Annotated in this window: 15 protein-coding genes and 1 pseudogene; 1 reads left to right on the top strand and 15 read right to left on the bottom strand. The window is 30.0% G+C overall.

All coding sequences use genetic code 11. The features are described from left to right. Window positions 1-31: 31 nt before the first annotated feature. The 5 genes and pseudogenes from CDLVIII_RS13505 to CDLVIII_RS13485 all read right to left on the bottom strand — a co-directional run bounded on the left by CDLVIII_RS13505 (window position 32) and on the right by CDLVIII_RS13485 (window position 4323). On the bottom strand, window positions 32-721 hold the full coding sequence (locus CDLVIII_RS13505) for a CpsD/CapB family tyrosine-protein kinase (protein ID WP_009169995.1): 690 nt from the start codon (window positions 719-721) through the stop codon (window positions 32-34). A 16-nt stretch (window positions 722-737) separates the two neighbouring features. Further along, entirely contained in the window at window positions 738-1430 is a 693-nt protein-coding gene (locus tag CDLVIII_RS13500) for a Wzz/FepE/Etk N-terminal domain-containing protein (RefSeq protein ID WP_009169994.1), read from the bottom strand. Window positions 1431-1684: 254 nt separating this feature from the next. Next, window positions 1685-2311, bottom strand: a pseudogene (locus CDLVIII_RS13495) (sugar transferase). Window positions 2312-2760: 449 nt separating this feature from the next. Beyond that, window positions 2761-3543, bottom strand: a complete 783-nt coding sequence (locus CDLVIII_RS13490; protein ID WP_009169993.1) for a PhzF family phenazine biosynthesis protein — start codon at window positions 3541-3543, stop codon at window positions 2761-2763. A gap of 75 nt (window positions 3544-3618) precedes the next feature. Continuing rightward, a complete protein-coding gene (locus CDLVIII_RS13485; RefSeq protein WP_009169992.1) occupies window positions 3619-4323 on the bottom strand; it encodes a DUF554 domain-containing protein in 705 nt (234 codons plus the stop codon). Window positions 4324-4750: 427 nt separating this feature from the next. Here CDLVIII_RS13485 and CDLVIII_RS13480 point away from each other — a divergent pair, with 427 nt between their 5' ends. Next, window positions 4751-5458, top strand: coding sequence for a hypothetical protein (locus CDLVIII_RS13480; RefSeq protein WP_009169991.1), 708 nt, complete (start codon window positions 4751-4753; stop codon window positions 5456-5458). 260 nt (window positions 5459-5718) lie between these two features. Here CDLVIII_RS13480 and aspS read toward each other — a convergent pair whose 3' ends face one another. The 10 genes from aspS to secD all read right to left on the bottom strand — a co-directional run bounded on the left by aspS (window position 5719) and on the right by secD (window position 17915). Beyond that, window positions 5719-7509, bottom strand: coding sequence for an aspartate--tRNA ligase (gene aspS, locus CDLVIII_RS13475; protein WP_009169990.1), 1791 nt, complete (start codon window positions 7507-7509; stop codon window positions 5719-5721). A gap of 197 nt (window positions 7510-7706) precedes the next feature. Then, complete coding sequence (hisS, locus tag CDLVIII_RS13470) at window positions 7707-8960, bottom strand: histidine--tRNA ligase (RefSeq protein WP_009169989.1); 1254 nt, start codon at window positions 8958-8960, stop codon at window positions 7707-7709. Between the two features lie 218 nt (window positions 8961-9178). Continuing rightward, a complete protein-coding gene (locus CDLVIII_RS13465) occupies window positions 9179-10603 on the bottom strand; it encodes a coproporphyrinogen III oxidase (protein ID WP_009169988.1) in 1425 nt (474 codons plus the stop codon). Between the two features lie 49 nt (window positions 10604-10652). Then, on the bottom strand, window positions 10653-11246 hold the full coding sequence (locus CDLVIII_RS13460) for an MBL fold metallo-hydrolase (protein ID WP_009169987.1): 594 nt from the start codon (window positions 11244-11246) through the stop codon (window positions 10653-10655). 44 nt (window positions 11247-11290) lie between these two features. Next, a complete protein-coding gene (dtd, locus tag CDLVIII_RS13455) occupies window positions 11291-11740 on the bottom strand; it encodes a D-aminoacyl-tRNA deacylase (protein ID WP_009169986.1) in 450 nt (149 codons plus the stop codon). Window positions 11741-11795: 55 nt separating this feature from the next. Next, window positions 11796-14006 carry a bifunctional (p)ppGpp synthetase/guanosine-3',5'-bis(diphosphate) 3'-pyrophosphohydrolase gene (locus CDLVIII_RS13450; protein ID WP_009169985.1) on the bottom strand — a complete coding sequence of 737 codons (2211 nt, stop codon included), beginning with the start codon at window positions 14004-14006 and terminating at the stop codon, window positions 11796-11798. Between the two features lie 174 nt (window positions 14007-14180). Next, window positions 14181-14699, bottom strand: a complete 519-nt coding sequence (locus tag CDLVIII_RS13445; protein WP_009169984.1) for an adenine phosphoribosyltransferase — start codon at window positions 14697-14699, stop codon at window positions 14181-14183. 86 nt (window positions 14700-14785) lie between these two features. Continuing rightward, the gene (locus CDLVIII_RS13440; protein ID WP_009169983.1) at window positions 14786-15655 is read right to left on the bottom strand and encodes a DHH family phosphoesterase; all 870 of its coding nucleotides are present in this window, start codon (window positions 15653-15655) and stop codon (window positions 14786-14788) included. 126 nt (window positions 15656-15781) lie between these two features. Next, the gene (secF, locus tag CDLVIII_RS13435; RefSeq protein ID WP_009169982.1) at window positions 15782-16657 is read right to left on the bottom strand and encodes a protein translocase subunit SecF; all 876 of its coding nucleotides are present in this window, start codon (window positions 16655-16657) and stop codon (window positions 15782-15784) included. Further along, complete coding sequence (gene secD, locus CDLVIII_RS13430) at window positions 16650-17915, bottom strand: protein translocase subunit SecD (protein WP_009169981.1); 1266 nt, start codon at window positions 17913-17915, stop codon at window positions 16650-16652. Before secD ends, secF begins: the two co-directional genes overlap by 8 nt. Between the last annotated feature and the right edge of the window lie 47 nt (window positions 17916-17962).

The following is a 17962-nucleotide window of genomic DNA, read 5'->3' as shown; positions in this document are numbered from 1 at the left end:
AATCCATTTATGAATTTCATCATTATCAATTTTAACTTTCATAATAACAGTATTTTTTATTATACTTGTTTTCTGCTGCATATAATATAGTCCCTATTATATTCGCTCCTACTTTATCCAAAAGACTTTTAGCTTCTATAACTACATCTTTCTTTGTTTTTGCCGCTCTTACTACTAATATTGTTCCATCAACCTTAGCAGAGAGTATTTGTGCATCAGTAACTAAATTAAGCGGCGCAGTATCTAATATTATCATGTCATAATCTTGTTTTAATTTCTCTATTAAATAAGTCATTGCTAAGGAAGCCAACATTTCCGACGGATTTGGTGGAATCTTTCCTGATGTTAGAACGAATAACTTCTCATTATACCCTTGCACTGCTTCTTCAATTGGTACTTTCCCAAGTAAAACTTCAGAAATTCCTACTAAATTTGATACATTAAAATTTACATGTACAGATGGTTTTCTTAAATCACAATCTATTAGAAGAACTCTTTTTTCACCTTGAGCAAATGTTAGAGCTATGTTTTCTGCAACAGTTGACTTTCCTTCTGCCATTTCTGCACTTGTAATCACTAAACTCTTAATTTCATTATCAAAAGAGGAATACTGTATATTAGTTCTTAATGTTTTATAGGCTTCTGAAACTACTGATTTAGGTTTATCTTCAACAGAAAATATATTCTTTTTATTTTTATTCTTTTTATTTCTAATTTTCATATATTTATATCTCCTCTTATTCATTAAGAAAATCTGGAATGGTACCTAACACTGGTAATCCTAGCTCCTTTTCCATTTCCTCTTTATTATTAAAGGTATTGTCCATAAATTCTAATAAGAAACTTAATCCAATACTAACCATTAAACCAAGTATAAATGAAATAGCTATATTAATTTTTTTATTTGGACTCACTGGATCTTCTGGGATTTTCACACTTTCAATTATTTTTATATTACCGTTTGGTATAAGCTGTTTTGATTCAACTATAAATTGATTTGTGATCGAATCCAGTATATTCTTAGCTATAACTTTGTCTTGATTTACATATTTAATTTCTAAAATCTGCGTATCTACTGTTGGTGTAACAGTTAAATTTTTTAATACATCATTAGGTTTTACATCTAGATTCTCTACATCAACTGCTTTTTCTATCAAATCATTTGTTTTAATAATCTCTGCATATGTTTTTAGTAGTTTTTGATACATTTCCACATCATTACCATTATAATTTTGATCTGGTAAATCTTTAATTACTGATCCTTCCTTTCCTATGAACACCTTTGTACTAGTTTCATATTTAGGAGAAATCACCAAAAAGCTTAAAGCTGCTGAAATAATAACTGTAATTATTGTAATTATGCATATCAGCTTCCATCTTTTTTTTAACGTTTTTAATAAATCTTGGACTCTTATAACATCTTCATTCATTTTCCTCATTCTCCATAAGAATATATTTTTAGGTTTATCAAGATATTTTGTGATTGTTAATATTTATTGTTAATTATTCATTGGAAACACTTGCTTTAATGCATATTAATTGGTACTTTAAATTCACTACCTTACGGATGAACCTGTTTTTATTATGTTTATAAGAATAATAAGTAAATTCTTATATTAAAACTAACTATATTTTGCTATAATAACCCAATAGTTAGTTTTTGCTTAATCAAATGTTCATAATATTAACTTCCACTCTTATTTCCAAATAATACAAAAAAGTTTTTATTATTAATATAGTATCAATTAAAACATTTCTCTCCTCTATATATTTAGCATCCAATTTCATCCATTCAGTAAATTCAATATCATTTCTCACTAATACCTGCCAATAACAGGTTAATCCAGGTTTAACATTTAATCTTTTATACATCCACTCTTCAAATTGTTCAACCTCTTTTGGAAGTGATGGTCTTGGAACTACAATCCTAATTTCAGCCTTTAAAATATTAACTAGTTGTAGTAATTCATCTATACTCGTTTTTCTAATAAACCTTCTAACTTTTGTTACTCTTGGATCATTCCTGATTTTGAACATTTGCCCACTTCTCTCATTTTCACCAGCTAATTTTTTTAAGCTCTTCTGCATTTGCTACCATAGATCTAAATTTGTACATTCTAAAAATAATACCGTTCTTGCCCACTCAATTATTCATAAAAAATATAGGACCTTTAGATTCATCTCTTATAATAATTGCAATAGCCACTTGTAAAGACATTAAAATTATTAATTCAATCAAAGAACAAAATACATCTATAGTTTTTTACAAATTCTTATCTTTCACTTTTTCATTAGAAATCGAATTTTGCACATTATTATCCCTTATTATTACTTTCACTTCATTTACTTTCCCCCTATATAAAATATTAATATGTTACATAGTAATTTTTATTCCACATCTATCCATTTAAAATTTTTTATTATCAATATTTATTTTTTTGTTCTTTTTCTGTAGAGAATATAATTGGTAGCTTGTTTCATAAATTATCCATAGATTTTCTATATTATAAGTTCCTTATAAAAAGCAAAAAAATAATAGGATAAACATTTCTCAAATTTAAAGCAAATGTTTATCCTATTTTATATATTATATATCTTAACTATAAGAATTTTTTCTTATAGTTTTATCTATTTAAATCTTTATTATCTATGTTGCAATTAACAATTTACAAAGTACAATTGACAATTGCAGTTGAAATCCTTACATAATTTCTTGAAAATGTAGAATTATTATTGCAACATATATATAACTTTTTGGGATTATGTTAAATAAATTTCTCCCTTAAAAAATAATCTAGCCTTTCCAGATATCCTAACCTTATTATGAGCATACTCGCATTCAAGCACTCCACTTCTTTTAGATAATTGGTGAGCAGTCATCTTTGTCTTGCCTAAAATTTTTGACCAATATGGAATTAGAGTACAATGAGCTGAACCTGTAACTGGATCTTCTAAAACTCCACAAGATGGCGCAAAATATCTTGATACAAAATCTGAATTTTTACCTTTTGAAGTTACTATAATTCCAAAGGCATTTATTAATTTCAAAGCTTCCATGTTAGGAGTTAATTCTTTTATGTCCTCTTCATTATCATATACTGCCATTAAATCCCTTGACTGATATACTTCTTTGGGTTCTTTTCCTAAGCCTTTCACTAGCTGTTCTTCTATTTCCGACTTGATTCCCTCTCTACTCGGAAACTCCATAGTCATATTATCTCCTTGCTTTTCTACCGTTAATATACCACTTTGAGTTGCGAATTTTATTATATTTGAATGATAATGTAAGATTTCAAATAATACATAAGCTGTAGCAAGAGTAGCATGTCCACATAAATCTATCTCTTCTTCTGGAGTAAACCACCTAAGTTCACATATATCATCCTTAATAACGCAAAAAGCAGTTTCAGACAAGTTATTTTCCATAGCTATATTTTGCATTGATTTCTCATCAATCCATTTATCTAATATACATATTGATGCCGGATTTCCTTTAAATAATTGTTCAGTAAATGCATCAACTTGATACATTGGTATTTTCACTGTTTCTACCTCCTTGCATATACTCTTATTGTAATTCTTTTATAATAATGATCAATTAATTAATATTATATCTAATCAAAGTAATCCATATATAACTCCATATATAATAGGTAAAAATATAGCCGGAAGTAAATTGGCAACTTTTATCTTAGATACCCCTAGCATATTAAATCCAAGTCCTACAATTAAAAGACTTCCAACTGCTGACATATTGGCTATTACACTATCAGTGAGCACTGTCGAAAGTCCTCCTGCTAGAAGCGCAATGCTTCCTTGGTAAATAAATATAGCTATCGAAGATAACATTACTCCTATACCTAAAGATGATGCAAATATTATTGAAGATACTCCATCTAATATTGATTTTGCAAAAAGAGTACTGTTATTTCCTTGAAGACCACTTTGAAGCGATCCTACTACAGCCATTGCACCAACACAAAATAGCAAACTTGATGTTACAAAGCCTTCAGCTATAGAAATCTTTTCTTTTGTAGCATCTTTTCTTTTGCCATTTATTTTTTTCTCTATAAACTCTCCTAAATTACTTAACTTATTATCAATATCTATGATTTCGCCAATTAATGCGCCTATTGCTATGCAGATTATTATTTGCAATGTATCTTGTCCCTTAAGTGCCCCTGATATACCTATATATAGTACACATAAAGCCAATCCATTCATTATAGTCTTGCTAATCTTTTCTGTTAACCTTCCTTTTACAATAAGTCCTATTAAACATCCACCTATTATTGCTAACGAATTAACTATTGTTCCTAACATTTTACTTCCTCCATATACTCTATCTATATAATTTTTCAATAATTAAATCAATTTACATAAAATGCTTTAATAATTCTAAATTTGAAATAAAAATATTAAATTCCTTATTGTAGCTATGATACTATGTACTGATTAATTATATCACATTTCTTTTTAACTGTAATTTACTAGCACATTATATATAATTAAACTATATATACATATTGCAATTAGTTTCCTGTATTTTATATTCAGACATTCGCTTAACTTACAAGTATCATAAATGTAACTTTATTATTGCAACATATATATATTTTTCTTTCAGTAATTCCAAAAAATACAATGAGTCAAATAACATATATTGAGCAAACTAATTCTGAATTAGTTCATTCACAATAATCTAGATTTAATTTATTATTATATAGTTATTGAGAGGAGGAATTTATCATTGGAAGCTACTATGACGCTAAATACTTTACAAAAAAATCGTTATAATAATTTATCCTTTTGGGAAAATGAAATTATTAAGAACAACAATTTATGGGAAGGATATTTTGATAATAAAGGAATATCTAAAGACTCTAAAATAGTTTATACAGGTATTTTAGACGTAAATAAAAATATCTTACAATGCGGTTGGGCAGTTTACCCTTGTATTTACAGCCTACTCGGATTTTTGAAATATGTGTATCTGCCTACCTCTTTCTTTATTTGGTTTGATCGTAAATCTGATAATCTTTATATTCCAATGTTAAACTTTGATACTATAATTAACAAAACATTAAAATTTAATGATTCAAGCATAAATCTAGAATCTGTAAATTCTATGAAGAAAACATATGACCTATTAAATGACTTATGGTCTGTAGATTATGATTTACTAATTTCAAAATTAAATATTTTTTGTGATACTTTCAATAATACTTGGGATAATCATTCTAATCAAAAACTATTTATAAAGGTTTTTAATAACCCTAGAGATACCTTTAGTTTTGTGAAAAATTCCATAGAACAGGATTCAAAAGATTTAATTGAAGAAGATATTTCTATGACCTTTGATGCCTTTAAATTCGCCTGTGACAATGCTATTGAAGAACCTCTATTAAATAAAAGATTTATTGACATATTAAATACTAATGCTCCTATACTTTTCTAATTGCTCATTGTAATTTTTAGATAAATATAGACATTAGTATAGTCATACGCCTAATAAATATAACATGTTTATTATTTATATTTTTATGTTATGAAAATTTAATTATATTTCTCTATAAAAAAGCTCCTATACTAAATCTTTTAATTAGTATAGGAGCTTCTTCTAATAATATTCTCTATGCCTTAGCAAGTAATGAGTATTTATTTATGTTAGCCTAAAGCGCCAGATAAATGCACTCCTCAATGCATTTTTAATATTTTTTAATTTTCGTCTTTCTTAGGAAGTATTCCAATTCCAAGCTCTGTTAGTTGTTTTTCATCAGCTATATTTGGAGCCTCGCTTAAGTAGCAATACGCATTTTGGTTCTTAGGGAATGCAATAACATCCTTAATATTTTCTGTTCCAGCTAAAAACATTATCATTCTATCAAGACCAAATGCTAAGCCGCCATGTGGTGGTGGTCCAAATTTAAATGCTTGAAGAAGGAATCCAAATCTTTCCCATGCTGCTTCTTGTGTAAATCCAAGAGCTTTAAACATTCTTTCTTGAAGAGCCATATCATGAATTCTTATAGATCCTCCACCTAATTCTTCACCATTTAATACTAAATCATAAGCCTTAGATCTAACAGCTCCTGGATTAGATTCAATGAAATCTAAATCTTCATCCATTGGTGCTGTAAATGGATGGTGACAAGCTGTATATCTTTCTTCTTCTTCACTATATTCAAATAGTGGGAATTCAGTAATCCATGTAAAGTTAAATTCATTTTTATCTTTAATTAAATCAAATTGTTTAGCAAGCTCTAATCTTAAAGCACCCAAACTTTGGAATACAACTGAATCTTTATCTGCCACTATAAGAATTGCATCACCATTCTCAGCATTCATAGTCTTTACTATAGAATTAGTTACATCATCAGTCAAGAACTTAGCAATTGATGACTTAACACCATCTTCTTTAAGTTGAATCCAAGCAAGACCCTTTGCCTTATAAGTTTTAATAAACTCGCCTAACTTATCTAATGGCTTTCTTCCTAGTTCTGCTCCACCTTTTAAGCATAAGGCTCTAACAGATCCACCAGCTTCTATTGCAGATTTAAATACTACAAAATCTAAATCTTTAACATCCTCTGTGATGTTAGTGATTTCCATTCCAAATCTTAAATCTGGTTTATCTGAACCGTATTTTTCCATGGCATCTTTAAATGTCATTCTCTTAATTGGAAGTTTTACATCTACTCCAGCTACTTTCTTAAATACATGAGCAATTAAACCTTCATTAATTTTCATTATGTCATCTTGCTCTACAAAACTTAATTCCATATCAACCTGAGTAAATTCTGGCTGTCTGTTTGCTCTTAAATCTTCATCTCTAAAACATTTAGCAATTTGATAATATCTATCAAATCCAGATACCATTAATAATTGCTTAAATATTTGTGGTGATTGTGGAAGAGCATAAAACATCCCAGGATAATTTCTTGAAGGCACTAAGTAATCTCTAGCCCCTTCTGGAGTACTCTTTGTTAAAATTGGAGTTTCCACATCTAAGAAATTATGTTCTTCTAGGTAATCACGAATAGCTTTTGTTGTTTTACTTCTAATTGCAAATATTTTTTGCATATCTGGTCTTCTTAAATCTAAATATCTATATTTTAATCTTATATTTTCTGCAGCATCTAAGTTTTCTTTAATATATATTGGTGGTGTTTCTGATTCTGAAAGAATTTTTATAGTTTCACATTTTAGTTCAACAAAACCAGTTGGCATATTTTCATTAACACTTTCTCTTTTAACTACTTCACCTGTCACAGCTATGCAGTATTCCGGTTTTACTGATTTTGCTTTTTCAAAAGCTTCTACATTTATTTCCTCTCCGAAAACTACCTGCATAATACCTGTTTTATCTCTTAAATCAATAAATTCAAGTCCTCCAAGCTTTCTATTTCTTTGAACCCATCCCATTAAAGTTATTTTTTTACCTACATGTTCTTCTCTAGGTTCACCGCACATCATAGTACGCTTTAATCCATTTAAAGATTCACCCATTACTAAAATCCTCCCTACTTAATCAGTTAACAGTTTATGCCCATTAGGGTACCCTGTGGGCAGTTAACACTTTACAGTTGTACGAAATCCCTAACAGGATTTTGTTATATTTATATTATAAATTGGCATGCGACAGCCTATATACGGCACTAATCATCAATTGTCAATTCATCACTTACTTTGCAATATTCACATTACTATTTAACTACTTTAGCTATTTCTTCTAAATTATCTAAAGAAACTTCAAATATTTCTCCATCACTCATTCTCTTTAAATTAATCTTTTTATTTGCTAATTCATCTTCACCTAAAATAGTTGTGAATGCTGCACCTAACTTATTGGCATATTTCATTTCAGCTTTTACGCTTCTACCCATATGGTTTATTTCACATTTAACTCCAAGATTTCTAAGACCGCTAGCAAGCTTAAAGGCAAATTTACTTTCTTCTTCGCCTCTGGCACCTATATATAAATCAAATAAGTTTTCCTTTGGTATTTCTATACCTTCTTTTTCTAGAGTCATGATTAACCTTTCAACTCCCATGCCAAAACCTACTGCAGGCATATCTGGTCCACCGAGCTCTTCTATAAGTTTATCATATCTTCCTCCTCCACATACTGTGAAATCAGAAGTTAAAATCTCAAATATTGTCTTTGTATAATAGTCTAATCCTCTTACTATACCTGGATCTATTGTATATGGTAATCCTAGAATATCTAAATATTCTTTAACCTTATCAAAATGCGTAGCACAATCCTCACAAACATACTCTAAAATTGTTGGCGCATTTTTTGTGATTTCATGACATTTCTTTTCCTTGCAATCCAATATTCTCATTGGATTTTTTTCAAATCTAGTTTTGCATGTATCACATAGGCCATCATAATTTTCTTGTAAAAAATTCTTTAAAGCTTCATTATACTTAGGTCTACACTCAGGACATCCCAAATTATTTATGTTTAAGCTTAAGCTCTTTAATCCTAATTTCTTTAAAGTATCCATAGCTACAGCAATAACTTCCGCATCCATTGAAGCTGCACTTGATCCAAATACTTCTAATCCACATTGATGAAATTGTCTAAGTCTTCCCTTTTGAACATTTTCATACCTGAAGGCTGGTGTTATGTAATATAACTTAGTAGGCTGCGCTTCATTAAATAATCTGTTTTCTACAAAGGCCCTAACTGCAGACGCGGTTCCTTCTGGCTTTAAAGTTATACTTCTATCACCTTTATCATTGAACGTATACATCTCTTTTTGAACTATATCAGTTGTATCACCGACACCTCTTAGAAATAATTCTGTATGTTCAAACATTGGAGTTCTAATTTCTCTAATTCCATACGTCTTAGCTACATCTCTAAATACATTTTCTATGTACTGCCACTTATACGCATCTTCAGGCAGCATATCCTTTGTACCCTTTGGTGCTTGCATTTCCATTGCCATTTAAATTCCTCCAAATCACGATATTTATTAAGTTCACAGTTAATACATCTTCTGCCTGTTATGGTATCTTACACACAGTTAACTGCTATAACACGAAATTCTAATAGAATTTCCATTCTTATGCTTAAACTTATTACAGTTTGTAAGTTTAAGCATAATTATCCATAGACAATTGTACATTATTTATATAAATTTTAAAAGTTCAAAGTTATTAATTCTTAATATAAAGTATCTAATAATTTCTTTTTACCTTCTATCATTTCATCTATTCTCGAAATATACTCATGAAGATCTTTAAGATTTGGAAATCTTTCAAGCCTATCTTCTTCTAAAAATATAACTTTACTTACTGCCGCAGCTCCAAGTGCAATTGTAGTCTGTCTTTCTTCGATCATCTGAATATTGTATATACATTCTTTGCCCTCTTTAGCATACCCCAAATTCTCCATATTTCCAACCATATTTTTTTGTCTATACATATAATATGGTGAAATATCTAACTTTTCCGCCAAATCTTTACTTTCCTCATACATTTTTATTATTTCTTCTTGAGAAACTAAACTTATTCCCTTTTTAAGAATAAATTCTTCATACATTCTAGACCCTCTTTTTAGAGCCAAGCCATGAACTGTAACACTATCTGGCTTTAATTTCATTAATTCATTTTTAGTATGCAGTACTTCTTTATGAGTTTCTCCTGGAAGCCCTATTATTATGTCCATGTTAATATCGTCAAATCCCAATTCTCTTGCCATCATAAATTTTTCTTTTATATCTTCTGAGGAATGACTTCTTCCTATAAGCTTTAAAGTTTTGTCATTCATAGTTTGAGGATTAATACTTATCCTAGTTACGTTGCACTCTTTCATAGTTATTAGCTTATTTTTATTTAAAGTATCCGGCCTTCCGCATTCCACGGTAAATTCTTTAACTTTATGTCCTTTAATAAAACTATTATATATTTCATCCATAACCATCATAAATTCGCCGTCACTTACAGATGTTGGAGTTCCCCCTCCAAAATATACAGATTCTATGTTAAGATTTTTCTCATCTATATATTTACTTATCCCTCTGATCTCTTTTATTAATGCTTCTACATATGGCATCACCATCTTTTTATAGACACCTATTGGATTGGAAGTAAATGAGCAATAAAGGCATTTAGTTGGGCAAAATGCCATTCCTATATAAATAGCAATATTATTTTTATCTTTATTTACGATTCTCTCTTCAGCTTTTGCAACGTCTATACATAATTTTGCTTTATCTTCATGAGCCAAATATTTTTCTTTAAATATTTTAATAACTTCTTCTTCACTTTTCCCTTCTTTAATTAGCTTTAGGGCAATCTTCGAAGGCCTAATACCAATTAAAATTCCCCATGGGTAAATATCATTGGTTAAATCTCTTAAACACAGAAAAAGAAATCTTCTCAGAGAGTTCTTAACATCCTCTCCTAAAGATTCTTCTCTGCAATAATCTTTATATTCAAATCTTAAACCTTTATCATCAATATAAAAAATATAATCTGCATTATCTTTATCTACAAAATCAATTTCCGTCATTGAAAAATAGACATTAAATAATTGATATACTTCATATCTAAATTTAAGATCATTTAAATAAACTTTAACTTTCATCATTGCTCCTTAAAGAATGTGCTATATATACTTATAGCACAATTTTTTCCTATAAAAACGGATTATTTCTTTTCTCATAGCCTATATTGGATGCTCCTCCATGGCCTGGAAAAACCTTAATATTATCTCCAAGAGGAAGTAGTTTTTCTTTTATATTCTTAACAAGCAGCATTCCATTTCCACCTGGGAAATCACTCCTTCCTATAGATCCTTGGAAAAGAGTATCTCCTGTAAACAACTTATCATCTACTAAGAAACAAACTCCACCTACAGTATGCCCTGGTGTTTCAATAACTTTAATTAAGTGTTTTCCTAGTCTTATTGTATCTCCTTCTTTTAGGTCACCCGAAGACTTTGGCAATTCACCAAATACAAAATTATCTCCCATAAATTCTTCTTCTTTTGCATTCATATAAAATGGAATATTAAATCTATTTATTAAATCAACTACAGCTCCTACATGATCCATATGACCATGAGTCAAAAGGATAAATTTAGTTTTTGCACTTAATCTATCAATTTCCTTTATCAATAAATTTGCCTGTCCACCTGGATCTATAATTGCAAGCTCCTTACTGTCCTCATCCATGATTAAATAGCAATTTTCTTCATACATACCAGCTACTATTGTTTTTATAATCAATATAAACCCCTCCATAATATATTTAGAAATTATGTTCTATCTAACTAAAAGTTTCTCTTGCTATCCAATAGAATTGTCACTGGTCCATCATTGTTAATCTGAACCTTCATATCAGCACCAAACTCCCCACATTTGACTTTTAAATTAGATTCTCTAATAAGTCTTAAGAATTCCTCATAAAGCTTTCTGGCTTCTTCACCACCTTGAGCTTCCATGAAATTCGGCCTTCTGCCTTTTCTGCAATCTCCATATAACGTAAATTGAGATATAATAAGTAGTTCTCCTTTAACATCTAGCAGTGATAAGTTCATTTTCTCATTTTCATCTTCAAATACTCTTAAATTAATAATCTTATCCTTTATATACTTTAAATCTTCTAAAGTATCATCTTTAGATATCCCTACTAATACGTTAAAACCTGCTCCAATTTCTCCAATTACTTTACCATTTACACAGACATTAGATGAGGATACTCTTTGCACTACTGCTCTCATGATATCTCCCCTTCCTTATATTTTTGCAACACAGAAAATATTTATGCACTTTCCTTTAACTATTTACTCTATATACATCAGTTACACCTTTTAATCTTTTTATTTTCTTCATTAAATCTTTTAAGTCATCTACTGATGTAATCTTAAATTTAACATTAATAAGCGCAGAACCCTGTTTGGATAAATTTGCATTTACCGCACTTAATTGTAACTTTAGCTCTGTTATAACACTCATTATATCTGCAAGCAACCCTTCCCTATCGTCTGCCTGCACTTGGATCTCTGCAAAATAAGCTGTTCCTTTAGATGAGCCCCAGTTAACTTCAACAACTCTATCTCCATCTGTATCAATAAGATTTTGTAAATTACTACAATCTCTTCTATGTACTGATACTCCTCTGCCTTTAGTTATATATCCTAAAATATCATCTCCAGGAACTGGACTACAGCATTTCGCAAATCTTACCATAAGATTGCTCTCACCTTTTACAGTTATTCCGTAACTGTTAGGTTCTGGCTGCCTTGAAGTTTTAGCAATTTGCTCTTCAATGCTTTTACTCAAGATTTCTTTATTTTCTTTACTTGATTTATCCACACCTATGCCATTATTCTCTTTAAGTCTTGAAATAAGAGTGGATACCGAAAAACCACCTAGACCAATTAAAGCATACAAATCATCCATTGAATGAATATTATATCTTTTCATTAATCTTTCATAAATTTCGCCTTTAGCTATATCTGCGTAATTAACTCCCTGCTTCTTTAATTCCTTTTCAAGAAGTTCCTTACCTTTTAATATGCTCTCTTCTCTTTTAGCCTTCTTAAACCAAAGTTTTATTTTACTCTTAGATTGATTACTTTTTGCAATATTTAACCAATCCATGTTAGGGCCTTTTGCATTAGGGGAAGTTAATATCTCAACAATTTCTCCAGTCTTAAGACTATAATCAAGAGGCACTATTTTCCCATTTACTTTTGCCCCAACACATTTATTTCCTATATCTGTATGTATTCTGTAAGCAAAATCTATCGGAGTTGCATCTCTGCATAAATTTATTACAACACCTTTAGGTGTAAATACAAAAACTTCATCTGAAAATAAATCTATTTTAAAGCCTTCAATAAATTCTTCAGCATCTGATGTTTCCTTTTGCCACTCTAACATGTCTCTAAGCCATACTAGCTTCTTTTCAAAATCCTTTTGTTTGTCTTGTTCCCCTTTAGCTGTATCGCCCTCTTTATACTTCCAATGAGCTGCAATTCCATATTCTGCAGTTTTATGCATCTCAAAAGTTCTGATTTGAATTTCAAAAGTTTTCCCTTGTGGCCCGATTACAGTTGTATGAAGTGATTGATACATATTAGGTTTAGGCATAGCAATATAATCTTTAAACCTGCCCGGAATTGGCCTGTATATAGTATGAACAATTCCAAGTACACCATAACAGTCCTTTACGGAATTAACCAAAACTCTTATAGCAGTCAAATCAAAAATCTGCTCTATACTCTTATTTTTACTAACCATCTTTTTATAAATACTATAAAAATGTTTTGGTCTCCCATCAATATCTGATTGAATTCCTGCTGCTTCAAGTTTTTCTTCTAAATCACTTACTATATCCTTTATATAAGTTTCTCTTTCAACTCTTTTTTCCGCAATACTATCTACTAATTCATAATATTCTTTTTCATGTAAATATCTAAAACATAAATCTTCAAGTTCCCATTTAATTTTAGACATACCTAATCTATGAGCTAAAGGTGCATAAATATCTAAGGTTTCCTTAGCTTTATTTTTTTGCTTTTTCTCTGGCATAAACTTAAGCGTTCTCATATTATGAAGTCTATCTGCCAATTTTATTATTATTACCCTTATATCTTTTGCCATAGCAAGCAGCATTTTTCTAACGTTATCTGCTTGTTGTTCCTCTTTTGTTTTATATTCCATCTCTCCAAGTTTAGTAAGCTTTGTAACACCATCAACAAGATCTGCTATTTCTGCATTGAAAAGATTAACTGTTTCATCATAAGAACAATCTGTATCTTCTATCACATCATGCAATAAACCAGCTACAATAGTATTAGTATCCATCCCTAGTTCAGCTAAAATTTCCGCTACTGCTATTGGATGAATGATATATGGTTCACCTGATTCACGTTTTTGTTCCTTATGAGCTTTCTCAGCAAAATTATATGCTCTTTTTACCATATCCACATCGACATTATTACAGTTTGTATTGATTTTTTCCAGCAATTTATCAATCATAAGGACTGCTCCCCTTTATATATTCATTAAAGTAGTAAATTCAAAGGCTGGTCTAATAACCAGCCTAACTTTCTAATAATTATATATTATTTTAGAATTATTTTCAATACGACATTAAAAAGAAATAACATCTCTATTGTGTGACTTCTGCTAATCTTTAAATAATCTTAATTTCTAAACCTCATATTGAACTAATGAAAGTACATCATAACCTTTAAGTTTTCCTTTTCCATTAAGCTCTGTCAATTCAATCACAAAGTCTAATGAAGCAACTATTCCACCTGCTTGTTCAATTAATTTAGCAACACCTTCAACAGTACCTCCTGTTGCTAATAAATCATCGACAATTGCAACTCTTTGACCTGGCTTAATAGCATCCTTATGAATCTCAAGTGTATCTTCTCCATATTCCAATCCATAATTAATTGAAAGAGTTTCCCCTGGTAATTTTCCTGGTTTTCTTACTGGAATAAATCCTACTCCCAATTCATATGCCACAGGAACGCCAAAAATAAACCCTCTTGCTTCAGGCCCAACTATTAAATCAATGTTCTTATCTTTTAAATGTTTTACAATCTGATTAATTGTCTCTTTTAAGGCATCACCATCACCTATTAATGTTGTTATATCCTTAAAACTTATTCCTTCCTTTGGAAAATTTTCAATCACTCTGATTTTTTCCTTTAAATCCATTTTATCTCCTCCACAACATTTATTTTAATTTAACCACAAATATATAATTTAACATCAAATAAATTAAATAAATAGTTATTTATACATTAAGTATTTTTTAAAGAATTATTTTTCTTAAGCCTATATAAATATTTAACAATTTGATCTGCCCGATCCTTATCATTTGTAGTTAAAAGTTCCAAAACTATACGAGCATTATCCATAACCCCTACTGCCCCTATTGGAGGGATTAGAAATTCTATTATTTTATTTATACCAGCACCATTAAATTCTTTTATACTATTAAACTCTATTATTGATCTTAACCCATTATTATTAGTATTAATTAAAAATTTATTTCCTTCTTTAATCAATACTCCATTTTCTCCCTTAACTGATACCCTTGCCCATTGTATGCCTATAAGAATTAAGTCTAAATACTTATTTATGCTCTTCATATTATAATATATGGCAATTGCTTGCATAAGTTTAAAAGCTAACCCGCTTGTTGACAAATTTTTATATCTATATTGACATCCTTTTTGATTAGGATTAATGTAAATGTAATCATTCACGAGCTCACTTTCTTCATTCTCCAGAACAATTAAATCTATACCCAATTCTTGGCATAAATCAACTTCTTCCTGTGACTTTAATCCAACACCAAGTGTTATCAAAATTTCAGCCCCTAAAAAGTCTACATTATTTTTTATATCTACTGAATTTATTCTAGCATCACTTTCTTGTCTATCATAAATTAAATATTCTACATCTGCATTTAAATATCTTAACACAAGAATTAATGATGAAACAGCACAAATTCCATCAACATTATATGTACCATAGACAACAATTTTTTGTCTATTATTTATAGCTACTGCTAATCTATCTATTGCTTTGTTCATACCTTTAAGTATAAATGGGTTATATCCACTAATATAATTTGGACTATATATACTCTCCCAGAATTTACGCATGGCCTATTCCTCCATAAAATTAGAAAACACCTTTATTATAAATGATTATAATAATTTTTACAATTATTTTGTTAATAAATGAAAAAACCTCCATTATTTTCTGGAGGCTTTTATCATTTCCAGTAGTTAAGCTTTTTGTAATTTTGTCTTTGATTTTCTAACTCTATCCTTCAAGTATACCCATATTGGTGATGCTATACATATTGACGAATATGCTCCACTTATAATACCTACTATTAATGGAATTGTAAATTGTCTTACAGATGGAACTAAGAAATTCATTGCAATTATAGTAGCTAATGTTGCACAAGATGTATATAATGATCGAGCTATTGTTTCAGTCAAACTTACATCAGCAACTTCAATTGATTTTGCTCTTCTCATAATCTTCGCATTTTCTCTTATTCTATCAAAAATTACTATTGTATCACACATTGAATACCCAACTATAGTAAGCATTGCTGCTATAAATGGCGTATTAACCGGAATATAGAATATTGAATAAACACTAAGTGTTACTAAGATATCATGAATTGTAGCTGCTATAGCCGCAACTCCAAATTTAAATTCAAATCTTATTGCTATATATATAAGCATTACTACAAAAGCTGCAAGTAGAGCTGAAATTGAATTCTGTGTTAATTCTTTACCAACTGATGAACCTATTTCATTTTGCGAAACTAATGCCTTATCATCTAATTGATATTTGCCTTCTAAATCTTTTATAATAGCATCTAATTTATCACTGTCAAGATCAGCTGATTTTATTTCATATTGATTATTATCTAAAGAATTTGTAGCTGCATCTGGTGCATAACCTTTAACAATTGTATCCACATCTTCTTTATTTATATTCTCATTTAACTGTAATACTATGTCTGAACCACCTTTAAAATCTATTCCAAAATTCAGACCTCTAACACATAAGAATCCCATTCCAATTATTATAATGATTAGGGATATTGAAAACCATATTTTTGTTCTTTCCATTATCTTAAGCATGTTTTTCATCCCCCTTTTCTAGCTTAACTCCAAAATGTGACGCTTTGTTTATAAATCCAGATTGAACTCCTAGATTAACAAGTAATTTAGTTATTACTAGACCAGTAAACAAACTTATAACTATACCTATCATAAGTGTAATCGCAAAACCTTTAACTGTTCCTGATCCTATAGAATACAAGATCAAAGCTGCAAGCAATGTTGTTACATTTGAATCCACTATTGAAGATAAAGCATTTTCTGCTCCTTTTTTAGCTGCCGCCTTAATGCTGTACCCTTTTTTCAATTCTTCCTTTGTTCTCTCAAAGGTTAGTATGTTTGCATCGACAGCCACACCGATAGTCATTAAGAATGCTGCTATACCTGGAAGGGTTAAGGTTACTCCTATCTCTACAAATGCAAAAAGTGCAAGAACTATATACAAAGTCAAAGCAATATCAGCCATTAATCCTTGTCTTCTATAACGTATTAACATGAATAAGAATACTAATGCTACTCCTATGATTCCAGCTTTAATTGAATTTGGAAATGCTGTAGCACCAAGTTCAGCTCCAACATTACTAACTGTAACTTCTTTAACTGGAAGTGGAAGTGCACCTGCATTAATCATCCCAGCCAATTCCTTATTTTGTTCTAATGTTCCATGAATATTAATACTCGCATTTCCACCTGTAATTTGTTGATCTACAGTTGGATCTGAAATCTGTTCATCATCAAGGTAAATTGTAATCTTTTGTCCAATATACTTACCTGTTGCATCGGCAAATTTTTGTGCGCCTTCATCACTTAACTGTAATCCAACCTCATACTGACCTGTTTGTTGGTTCATTTGTGCAGTAGCTTTCTTAACATCTTTACCTGTTAATACTTCAGTTCCATCTGGCGCTTTAAATGACAAATTACCAGATTGGCTTAAGCTATCAACTATCTCTTTAGAGTTAGTCATTCCTGGAATATCTACTCTTATTCTCTTTTGTCCTTCTGTTGTTACAATTGTTTCTGCAACTCCAAGCTTATTTACTCTTAGTGCTATATGTTCCTTTGCACTTTCTAACTCTTCTGAAGTTACTGAATCCTTCTGAATTTCCATTAGAACAGAAACTCCGCCCTGTAAATCAAGTCCTCTAGTTATTACTTTATTAAATGATTTAAATTCCCATCCTCCTAGAACAAATCCTTTAAATCCCGCAAAAGCTAATAATCCGATTACGACAATAATAGCTATAAGTATCGCCGAACTTTTGCCTTTCTTTTTCATCTTAATCCCCCTCTACGTAATTATGTCTTTCCTAATTAGTATTTCTT

Origin of the sequence: Clostridium sp. DL-VIII (assembly GCF_000230835.1) — a bacterium.
GTDB lineage: Bacteria > Bacillota > Clostridia > Clostridiales > Clostridiaceae > Clostridium.
The sequence above is the reverse complement of the archived record's forward strand: the minus strand, read 5'-3'. Positions and strand labels throughout refer to the sequence as shown.

Bases quoted from the DNA above. Each gene is read 5' to 3' on its own strand.
- CDLVIII_RS13505 (WP_009169995.1), bottom strand. From the start codon at position 721: ATGAAAATTAGAAATAAAAAGAATAAAAATAAAAAGAATATATTTTCT.
- CDLVIII_RS13500 (WP_009169994.1), bottom strand. From the start codon at position 1,430: ATGAATGAAGATGTTATAAGAGTCCAAGATTTATTAAAAACGTTAAAA.
- CDLVIII_RS13485 (WP_009169992.1), bottom strand. From the start codon at position 4,323: ATGTTAGGAACAATAGTTAATTCGTTAGCAATAATAGGTGGATGTTTA.
- aspS (WP_009169990.1), bottom strand. From the start codon at position 7,509: ATGGGTGAATCTTTAAATGGATTAAAGCGTACTATGATGTGCGGTGAA.
- hisS (WP_009169989.1), bottom strand. From the start codon at position 8,960: ATGGCAATGGAAATGCAAGCACCAAAGGGTACAAAGGATATGCTGCCT.
- CDLVIII_RS13465 (WP_009169988.1), bottom strand. From the start codon at position 10,603: ATGAAAGTTAAAGTTTATTTAAATGATCTTAAATTTAGATATGAAGTA.
- dtd (WP_009169986.1), bottom strand. From the start codon at position 11,740: ATGAGAGCAGTAGTGCAAAGAGTATCCTCATCTAATGTCTGTGTAAAT.
- CDLVIII_RS13450 (WP_009169985.1), bottom strand. From the start codon at position 14,006: ATGATTGATAAATTGCTGGAAAAAATCAATACAAACTGTAATAATGTC.
- CDLVIII_RS13445 (WP_009169984.1), bottom strand. From the start codon at position 14,699: ATGGATTTAAAGGAAAAAATCAGAGTGATTGAAAATTTTCCAAAGGAA.
- CDLVIII_RS13440 (WP_009169983.1), bottom strand. From the start codon at position 15,655: ATGCGTAAATTCTGGGAGAGTATATATAGTCCAAATTATATTAGTGGA.
- secF (WP_009169982.1), bottom strand. From the start codon at position 16,657: ATGCTTAAGATAATGGAAAGAACAAAAATATGGTTTTCAATATCCCTA.
- secD (WP_009169981.1), bottom strand. From the start codon at position 17,915: ATGAAAAAGAAAGGCAAAAGTTCGGCGATACTTATAGCTATTATTGTC.